Genomic DNA, 9,028 nt, shown 5'->3' on the forward strand with positions numbered 1-9,028 from the left:
CCCGGAAGGACACCGAGCCGTGACCCACCCCCACCGCACACCACCACCGCCCGGCACCGGGCAGCACCATGGGCCTCCTTTCGCGGCCTTGCCGGGCCGCTGGGAGAGGGAGGTCGCCCGCGCCCTGCGCCGGGGCCGCGTCCGCGGGCCCGCCTGCACCGCCGGGTGCGAACCGGTGCTCATCTACGAGCGCACCGGGTGGGGCTGGTACGCCTGGACGATCCCCGGCGACGGCTCCCCGCCCGAACTCCCTCACCAGGTCGGGGTGTTGACCCCCAGGGCCACACGCCGACAGCGTCTGGCATTGTGCTGGCTGACCAGGCGTCCCGCCCGGCGTATCGGCCTGGCTGGTGGCATTCCCGGCTCGCTGCGCTTGAGCGTTGCCGTCGTCGCAGTGGTCGGCCTGGCCGCCGGATCGTTCGCCCTGACCAGGGGCATCCCCGTCTCCGTCGTCTTGCCGGCGATCGTGCTCGGGCCGCTGCTGGCCGGGCATCTGCCGGCCAGGTGGGATGCCCGGGCCCGCGAGCACGTCCACACCGTCGAAGGTGACGATGCCTGCCGCTGCCTGCAGCGCCTGGCCCGCTGGCACACCCATCTCATCGCCGCCGCCCGCGGCAGCGACCGCTACGAGCTGCGCCGCTTTGCCGAGATCGGCCAGCACCTGCTGTGGGACGCCGCCGGCCTGCTCCAAACCCACGACACCCGCGTCGCCTCCTGCGCACTGATCGCCCGGGAACGGCTGATGCTCCAACTCGCCGACCAGGCCGCCCAGATCCACCGGCGCACCCCCGCCCCCACCGGCCCGAAACCGAAGGACCAGCCCCGCACGCCGGGGCGGCCACCCGACCCCCTGGCCGGCACGACGGCCGACACCCCAGGACAAGCCCGGCGCCTCACCCCCGGAGGGAGCACGCGTCATGCCCGAGCCCCACGCCGCTGCCCGCGCTAGCGACGTCTACCTGCTCTTCGCCCACGAGCCCTACTACCCGGGCCCGGCAACCCGCGAGGTCAACACCACGCTCGTCGCTGCCGACACGCTGCGCCATCCACGGGTTGTGCAGCCCGATGGCACCCGCATCCACGACCTGCTCACCCGGGGACGCACGCCGGGCGAGATCATCCCGCTGGCCACCCTCACCCACGAACTGGGCGGCGGCGCCGGCTGGCCGGTGGTCGGTGACTTCGAGCGCGTCATCCTCGACCTGCTCACCCTCGTGCAGACCCACAGCTGCGACGCCCTCAGCCTCGGACTTCCCGAAATCGCCCGCGCTTTGATCTGTACTGGCCCCGAAAGCCAGGTGCGCGCCTTCGACGCTGCAGCAGATGAGTTCACCGTCTACGGGCCGGACGACCGCACGAGAGTCCTGACCGAGGTCGGCATGTTCCTCACCGGCCTCGCGGCCGAGCAGCCCTTCTGGCCGGGCGACGGACTCCTGCCGCCGCTGTGGCAAAGCGCCTGAGCCGATGCTGGTCAAGCGGGCATGACTGTTCAGGCAAACGGTCTGCCGCCTCAGGACCGGTATCTCAGGGCGGCAAGCTGATCAGCTGACTTCCGCCCGTCAGGCTGGACGAATCGTCGAGGTCCAAGCCGGTGAACTCGCCGCCAGCAGTTGGGCCGCCTACCGCCTCGGGGAGTCGAAGCGGTCCTGACCGTTCTGTTCGACCTGGCCTGGGCAGCGTCTTTTCAGTGAGCGTCGGTTTCCGGCTCGGGTCGGGGGAGTTCGTCGAGGTCGAGGGTGAAGGTTCGGCCGTCGGCCAGGGGGATGGGGAGTTTTCCTGTGCCGTATGCGCGCTTGAGCGCCGTGCTGTAGCCGTTCGCGGTGGGCTCGGTGTGCAGGACGACTTCCCCGGCGTAGGGGTCCACGACCAGGTAGATCGGGATGCCGTAGCGCCCGTACTTGGCGGTGCAGTCGTCGTAGTCCTTGCGCGCGGAGGAGGTGGAGACGACCTCGGAGATCAACAGGACGTCCTCGAAGCTGTAGCGCTTGCCCTCCTTGCGCGCGTCCTCGCGCAGGATGGCCAGGTCGGGGGCGGAGTTCTCGTCCGCGGGGAAGTCGATGTAGACGTCGGAGGTGACCTTCGCGTGACGACCGAGAGCGAGCGAGTCGATCTGCATCGACCTGATGGTGCTGGAGTGCTCTTCGCTCTGCGGGGTCATGATCACCTTTCCGTCGGCCCCGAACAGGACCGTGTACCCCTTGGGGAACTCGGTGTGCATGATCGAGTCGACGCTCATGGAGGGGCTCCTTCCCGTGTGCCGTCATGATATGGCGGACACCTTCTGTGTGGTGGAGAGCCTGGGAGTAGGCGCGCTGCTGAAAGCTCTCTGCTTGACGTAATGATTGCGTCATTGTATCGTCGGTTGGTGCTCTTTCCTGCTCCGGCTCTTACCGCGCAAGATTGCCAGGTCATCGATCAGATCGACCGGATGCGCGCGGCCCTGGGGCAGGCCGTGAAGCATCCGGCGAAGTGGACGGCTGGCCTGCGCAGGTTCCTCACTGCGGACGCGGTGGCGGCCTCGAACTCCATCGAGGGTTTCAAGGTGGCCACCGTGGATGTCGAGGACCTCATGGAAGGAGAGAGCGAAGTCGACGTCTCGGAGGAGAACCGGGAAGAGACCCTCGCCTACCAGCCGATGATGACCTACATCCAGACCCTCCACGACGTAGAGGACTTCTCCTACAGCAAGGGCCTGCTCAACGCTCTTCACTGGATGCTGCAGGGGCACCGGCACAGCGTGCGCCGGCCGGCAGGCCAGTGGCGCAAGGGCCCCGTCTACGTCACCGACGCCCGCGACCCCAGCATCGCCGCTTACACCGCCCCCGACGCCCCGCTCGTCGCCCCGTTGATGCAGGAACTCATCGACTGGCTCAACGACAGCGACGGCACGCATGCCCTGGTACGGGCCGCGATGGCCCACCTCCACCTCGTCTCCATCCACCCCTGGGCCGACGGCAACGGCCGGATGTCCCGCTCCCTGCAAACCCTCATGATCGCCAGAGAGGGAGTCCTCGCCCCCGAGTTCTCCTCCATCGAGAGCTGGCTGGGACGACCGGGCAACACCTGGGAGTACTACCGCGAACTGGGGCGCTGCGGCAGCCAGTACCAGCCTGATCAGGACGTCTCCGGCTGGATCAGATTCAACCTCACCGCCTACCACCAGCAGGCCCAGACCGTGCAGGGCCGCCTGGCCCGCTCGGGCCGGGTCTGGAACTCTCTCGCCGCCTTCACCGCCGAGCAGGGCCTGGACGAACGCACCGTCACCGCACTCCACGACGTCGCCATGGCCGGACGCGTGCGCCGCTCCCGCTACCAGCACGGTGAAGCCCTCAGCCTGCAGCAGGCCCAACGCGACCTGCGCGATCTCACGGCCGCCGGCATCCTTAAGCCCGTCGGCCGCACCCGCGCCCGCTACTACACCGCCGGCCGTAGCTTTCCCCAAGACGCCCTCGACATCGCGCAGACCCCCATGACCCTCACCCACCCCTACCGCGACTGACGCCCCTTCATCCCCGAGCACAGCAGGCGCCACCGGACCGCCCCTGTCATCCGGGCCCGGGCCGGAGCCCTGCCGCCGCAACAAGCGGACCAACCCCGACTGCTGATCATGCAGCGCGCCCTGTGCCATCTCGCGGGCAACGACCGCATCACCGTCGGCACCCGCCAGCAAACCCCCACAGCCGGCGCCCCGATGGCGCTGGCCTCGTGCGGCCAGGCGGCCGGGCATGGGTGCGCTGGCCGGGTGTCCGGTACCGGCCGGTACGTCGCACAAACGGCGCTGAGATCCCGCTGCACTTGCTCAAGCTCAAAAAAAGGGGGGATTCCTGTGCGTCTGCGTCTTGCTGCCTCGGCCGTTGCCGTTGCACTCGCCGGGGTGGTGTTCAGCGCGCCGGCTGCGTCGGCTGCGACGTTGCCGTCCACCAATACCGCGCACCACTGCGTCCATCACACCACCGGCGTGTGCGGCTGGACGCATCACCAAAAGCCGAAGGACACGTACGAGACGGCGAAGTGCAAGGACGCCAGCGTGTCGTACTCGCGGCACTCGCAGGGCACCTGCTCCCGCCACCACGGCGTCCGCTACTGGTTCAAGTAGCCCAGCCAGCCGACTCCGCCGCCCGGTTCCTGCAGGAGCAGCATGGGGGATCGTCCTGTTCCCCGGCAGACGCGACGCGGCCGCTGCTTCGTGAGACGACAGCGGTGGCGTCGTTATCTGTTCAGCGGCCCGACGCCGACGGCAGACGTTCGCCTGCAGATGCGATCTGCTGTGGACGGGATCAGTCGGTGTCCGGATCACCGGCCTCTTGCAGGAGGCGGGCCGCGAGGTCGTCGGCCCAGTTAAGGGCCCACTGGCGTGAGGTGGGTGATGGGGGTGTCGTCGAGGCCGTAGGCGGTGAAGGCTTCGTCGTCGGTCCACTCGGCGCCGGTGAGGTGCGCCTGGAGGTCTTCACGTTCGAAGCGGCCGCGGGCGTGACGGCGGCCGAACTCATCGAGTTCGGCGTTGCTCCAGCGGCGGGAGGCTGCGTACACGTCGATCAGGTCGCGGGGTGCTCCGCGCCTCGGTGAGGGCGCGGTCCTTGGTCCCGATCACGTCCTCCGCGCCGAGGACCGGCCCGTAGGGGCTCTGGGCGATGGGCCGCCAGAAGATCTCCTTGAGGATGTCGACCTCGCATTCCTGCCCGGTGACGGGGTCGGTCACGGTGAAGCGGGCGGACAGCGGGGCGGTCTCCAGCGCGTGCACCCTCCGGCCGCCAGCCTCCGGTCCGGTGCGCAGCGTGGCGGCGATGTCGGCCATCGGCGCCGGGTGATCGGTGGCGGCGTCGAGGTCCTGGCTGGGGCGGCTGGTGAGGCGGTGTGCCCGCACCGCGTAGCCGCCGGTGAGAGCCAGGGGATAGGGGGAGCCGAGCGCGATCACGTCAGCCAGGAGCCGCGCGTGCAGCTCCGGCATGTCCCTCACGCGGCTGTCCGGGCGCGGGAGGCGAGCTGGGGGAAGGCGTCTTCCCACACGGTGCGCACGGTGCGGCCGACGAGGGTGCGCAGGACCGGCCACAGCTCAAGGCCCGGGTGACCGGTGAGGCGTTGGTCAAGCCGTCAAGCCGTGGCCCGGCGAACCGGTTGCGCGCGCCCTGCGCTGGCGGCAGTCCCAGTGGTAAGGGGTGTGGAGGATCGGGCGCTGCAGGGGGTGAAGGCGGCGCAGAGCACGGCGAGCGCACAGGACGTCCTGTCGGACCTCCCGCGGCGGTGTGTCTCGTCTGGCGCGGATTCTCCTGGTCCAGTGGCCGGGTGAGGAAGCCGGAACATCGCCGGTTCCGGCATGCGGCTCGGCGTGCGCTGTGCTTGGTGGTGGGTGGGCACCGGTCCGTGAGGGGCTGGCGTGCTCCGACCCTGGGAACGAGGGGTGGGGGCACGCCAGTATGACCCGTCGATCAGCCCCGGTGGATGTCGGACAGGTGTGAGCCGTCGGCCCGCCCGCAAGAGCCGGGCGGGCAGGTGGAGGAGGCACGGTGGCAGCGCTGCCGCGGATTGCGCTGGATGGCGGCGGTTCGGTCTTGGACGAGGCGACAGCCGGGAGCGCCCTTCAGCGCCGTTGGTCGAACCTTTCTGGCAGAGGGGAACTGGCGGACCGACGGGCTGCGGCTGCTTTCCCTGCATACAGCCCCAACGTCTGGCCGTCGGAGCGGTCCGCTCGGGCGGCGCTTCGGTGGTGCGCCCTGGGCCGTGGGGGGCTGGTGCGGCGGGTGCTCGGGTCGTCAGCCGTCTCTCACGTAGCAGGCCTGTACACCTACCGCTACTGATTGTGATGGCGTGTATCGGCCATTTTTGGTGCATCTTCTATCTCAACGGCCGGGTGGCTGCGACACTCCGTGACGGCGGCGGGTGGTCCGTCGGCTGAAGGCCGTTTCGATTCGGGGGTGTTGGGCGTGGCGGGGCGTTCGGGGCAGTACTACCGGGCCGGGCATTGGGTGAACCGGTCTGCGGGTGGTTCGAAGGGCAAGGCGGGAAGGAAGTCCACGGCGGTGGTGGTGGGCGGTCTGCTGGTGGTGGGTGCGTGGATGGGGCTGTTTTCCCACGGCTCGGACGCCCAGGGCAACACCCCCCAGCCGTCCTCGCCCGCATCCTCGGCGTCGGCGGGCCGGTAACGGCCGCTGGGCAAGACGGCCTTCACGGCCGGCGTTTGCCGCGGCCCAGGCGTGCCCGCCACGTGCGGGGTGCGGGCGCGGCGCCGGCCGCTGGCGGGGCGGGGCGGGTTGCTGGTTCGGTGGCCCGCAGCCGTTGCCAGGCCGCTTTCCACGCGTCGGCCTGCTCGGCCGGCAGGCCGCAGGCGGTGAGGTAGATGCCGGTGGTCTTCCATGTCCCGGGCAGGGTGGTGCGGTTGAGCAGCGCGCTGATGCTGCCCGCGGAGATGGGCGGATCGGCGCGCTGGCTGAGCGCGCTGAGGGTGTGGCCGCTGACGGCTCTCACCTCGGCCAGGGCCTGCAGGAAGGCGTGCGGGGTGTGGCACTGTCCGGGGTCGGGCCATGGCGTGCTCGCCGGGTCGGCGGGTCCATTTGCCGGTGGCGGACGGTAGGCGTGATTGCGGGCGAGGATGAGCCGTCCGGCGGTGTTGCGGACGCGTTTTTGCGGCTGTGGCAGCCCGCGCGCCCCCAGTGCTGCGCGCAGGTGCCGGTAGACCAGGTCCAGGTCCAAATCCCGGGCAGAGCCGGGGATGCCGTCGCGCAGAAGGTGCAGCAGTTCCCCGGTGAACGCCGTGTGGGTTTCGCCCGGTGGCGCCAGTGCCAGACCGTTGTCGGGGGCTGCTGCCAGCAGGTAACTGCCCTCGATCTCCGCCTGGTCGGCGAGCATTTCGTCACCGCTCATCGAGCCCAGCGCCCGTCCGCTCATACAGCAGTCGAGGATGATGACGTACCGCTGGGCCGAGGCGTCGGTGAGGATTTCCCGCAGTGCCTGGTAGGTCACGCCGGTGTGGCTGCGCCCGGCAGTGGAGCGGGGCAGGCCGAAGAAGAGGTCACCGCGGCCATCGAGCAGTCCATGGCCGGCGAAGTAGATCAGCAGCGTGTCCTCGGCCACCTCGGCGGCCTGCTGCACCGCGTCCAGCATCGCCGGGGTGCTGTCGGGTTCGGCCACCACCGTGCAGTGTCCCTCAGGCAGGTCCCAGGAGCCGCTGCTGGTGAGCACGTGGGCCAGGGCGGGCAGGTTGTTCGCCACCGCCGGCAGCGGCTCGAGATGCACGTAGCTGCTGACCCCGATGAGCACGGCCCGCGAGAGCGCCGGATCGGGAAGCGCGCTCACGACGCGGGCCGTGGTGTGTCATCGCCCTGCTCCAGGGCGGCCACCATCGCTCGTACCTCTTCCTCGCTGCCCTCGGCCAGGCTGATCTCCACCTCACCGCGCCGGATCACCACCCGCGGCGGCCGGGGCCGGGTCTGCCGCCAGGTGAGGACCGACAGCACGAACGACGCCGCGCTCCAGCCGTTTCCCGTCACCAGCTCCAGCACGTCGAACAGGCTGCCCATCGAACCGGGTGCGGGTGCCTGCCCGGCCTGCGACACCACCGCCGTGCGCGTCGCCGGCTCCTGGCGTAACCAGCCGTGCAGCGACCGGAGTTCGCTCTCCGGACGGCTGGATGTCACCCGTATCTGAAACTGCACCGTCTTCCCTCCCCGCTCTGCGTGTGCGCCCGGGCATGGTCTGGCTGCATCCTGCCCAGCCGACGGGACGCGGGCACCCCCGTTTACAGGCCCCGCCATATGCGGGTGATGTGGCCGCCGAGGCCGCGGGGCTGGTAGGGGTCGTAGTCGGGGTGGGTGGCGAGCTGGCGGAGCAGGGTGAATTGGTGGGGTGCGCGGTGGCTGTCGCGGATGGGGGTCCATTCGTCGGCGACGGGCCATTGGGTGAGCTGGGCTTGGATGCCGGGGCGCCATTGCTGCCAGGTGTTGTGGGTGACCCAGCCGAGTTGGCGTAGTTCGAGTTCGTCCTCGCACAGCCGCAGGTACAGGCGCACGGCTTTGAGCTCTTCCCCCTCGCAGGCGCTGCCGTGGTCGGCGACGAGCGCCGCGGCGGGGAAGCGGTCGAGGATTTGCCAGTAGCGGGCGATGTAGGCGTCTTCGATGGTTTTGACGCGGGCGCGGGCGGCGCCGGCGGAGCTGGTGATCAGGGCGGCGAGGGCGACGAGGCCGGTGGCGAAGGCCACCCAGAATTCTGCGTTCACGGCAGGGATGTTCCTGAAAAGAGTTGGGGTGCGGCCGGCGCCCGCCTCAGTCGAGCAAGGCGGACGGTAGCCGGGGACACGGCGGGGGCGGCCCACCACTGATGGCTGGCGGGCGGGCCTGGTGGTGTGGCAGGTGTGGTGGTCAGGTGATGTCGACGCCGTGGGCGCGGGCGAGGGCGTCGAGGCCCTCGGCCCAGCCCTGGCCGAGGGCGCGGAGTTTCCACACGGGCCGGCCGGCTTGGTGGTGGCGGTAGAGCTCGGCGATGACCATGGCTTTGATGGCCGGGTCGGCGGGCGGGGTGAACGTCCAAGCGGCGCCGGCGGGGCTGGCCAGGTCGAGGGCGGCATACGTGAGGGCGGCGCAGGTCAGTCCCGTCTCCACGTCCATGTTGATGGCGATGGTGACGCGCTGGATGCGCTCGGGCAGCGCGCAGAGGTGGAGGGTGGCGCGTTCGACGGTGTGCGGGCCTTCCTGTTGTTTGCCCAGCAGGCGGGCGGCGCCGTCGGCGGTGGCGGGCTGGTTGTAGAAGACGAAGTCGTCATCGCCGGCGACCCGGCCGTCGTCGGCGGTGAGGAAGAGGGTGAGATCGGCGTCCGCGCCGGCGAACCGGAACGTGATCTGCAGTCCTTGCCAGGCGTCCTCGGGCAGGACCAGGGTCTGTCCGGCCACCAGCGCGACCGGCCCGGGCGTGGGCAGCGGCGGCACAGGCGGCGCATACCGGGGTGGCGGCGGTGCTGTGGCGGTGGTGGGTGCGGCCTGTTTCCATGCAGCGAAGGGGATCAGCCGGTAGGGGTCCCCGGCCGGGGCCGGGGCCGGGG

Annotated in this window: 9 protein-coding genes and 2 pseudogenes; 5 read left to right on the forward strand and 6 right to left on the reverse strand. The window is 70.4% G+C overall.

Annotation, left to right across the window (positions count from 1 at the left end; translation table 11 throughout):
• Positions 1-949: pseudogene (locus tag GRC12_RS37985) on the forward strand (hypothetical protein); the annotation flags it as partial.
• Entirely contained in the window at positions 918-1,460 is a 543-nt protein-coding gene (locus GRC12_RS37990) for a hypothetical protein (RefSeq protein WP_208784824.1), read from the forward strand. The pseudogene GRC12_RS37985 and the gene GRC12_RS37990, both read left to right, overlap by 32 nt.
• Positions 1,461-1,684: 224 nt before the next feature.
• On the opposite strand, the gene GRC12_RS37995 is transcribed toward GRC12_RS37990, so the two are convergent.
• Entirely contained in the window at positions 1,685-2,236 is a 552-nt protein-coding gene (locus tag GRC12_RS37995; RefSeq protein WP_208784826.1) for a Uma2 family endonuclease, read from the reverse strand.
• Positions 2,237-2,365: 129 nt separating this feature from the next.
• Between GRC12_RS37995 and GRC12_RS38000 the strand changes: the two genes are divergently transcribed.
• The gene (locus GRC12_RS38000; RefSeq protein WP_208784827.1) at positions 2,366-3,499 is read left to right on the forward strand and encodes a Fic family protein; all 1,134 of its coding nucleotides are present in this window, start codon (positions 2,366-2,368) and stop codon (positions 3,497-3,499) included.
• 192 nt (positions 3,500-3,691) lie between these two features.
• Complete coding sequence (locus GRC12_RS46590; RefSeq protein ID WP_208784835.1) at positions 3,692-4,096, forward strand: DUF3761 domain-containing protein; 405 nt, start codon at positions 3,692-3,694, stop codon at positions 4,094-4,096.
• A 181-nt stretch (positions 4,097-4,277) separates the two neighbouring features.
• On the opposite strand, the pseudogene GRC12_RS38010 reads toward GRC12_RS46590, so the two are convergent.
• Positions 4,278-4,948, reverse strand: a pseudogene (locus GRC12_RS38010) (nucleotidyl transferase AbiEii/AbiGii toxin family protein).
• Between the two features lie 973 nt (positions 4,949-5,921).
• On the opposite strand from GRC12_RS38010, the gene GRC12_RS38015 reads away from it, so the two are divergent.
• A complete protein-coding gene (locus GRC12_RS38015; protein ID WP_208784828.1) occupies positions 5,922-6,140 on the forward strand; it encodes a hypothetical protein in 219 nt (72 codons plus the stop codon).
• 22 nt (positions 6,141-6,162) lie between these two features.
• Here the strand turns inward: GRC12_RS38015 and GRC12_RS38020 are convergent, their stop codons facing one another.
• The 4 genes from GRC12_RS38020 to GRC12_RS38035 all read right to left on the reverse strand — a co-directional run.
• Positions 6,163-7,290 (reverse strand): caspase family protein, encoded by a 1,128-nt coding sequence (locus GRC12_RS38020; protein ID WP_208784829.1) that lies wholly within the window; start codon positions 7,288-7,290, stop codon positions 6,163-6,165.
• Entirely contained in the window at positions 7,287-7,649 is a 363-nt protein-coding gene (locus GRC12_RS38025; protein ID WP_208784830.1) for an effector-associated constant component EACC1, read from the reverse strand. The genes GRC12_RS38020 and GRC12_RS38025 overlap by 4 nt, the downstream gene beginning before the upstream one ends.
• Positions 7,650-7,732: 83 nt before the next feature.
• The gene (locus GRC12_RS38030; protein WP_208784831.1) at positions 7,733-8,209 is read right to left on the reverse strand and encodes a hypothetical protein; all 477 of its coding nucleotides are present in this window, start codon (positions 8,207-8,209) and stop codon (positions 7,733-7,735) included.
• A gap of 142 nt (positions 8,210-8,351) precedes the next feature.
• The coding region (locus GRC12_RS38035; protein WP_208784833.1) for a TerD family protein at positions 8,352-9,028 on the reverse strand (677 nt) is incomplete at its 5' end.

The organism is Streptomyces griseorubiginosus (assembly GCF_017614965.1).
Taxonomy (GTDB): Bacteria; Actinomycetota; Actinomycetes; order Streptomycetales; family Streptomycetaceae; genus Streptomyces; species Streptomyces griseorubiginosus_B.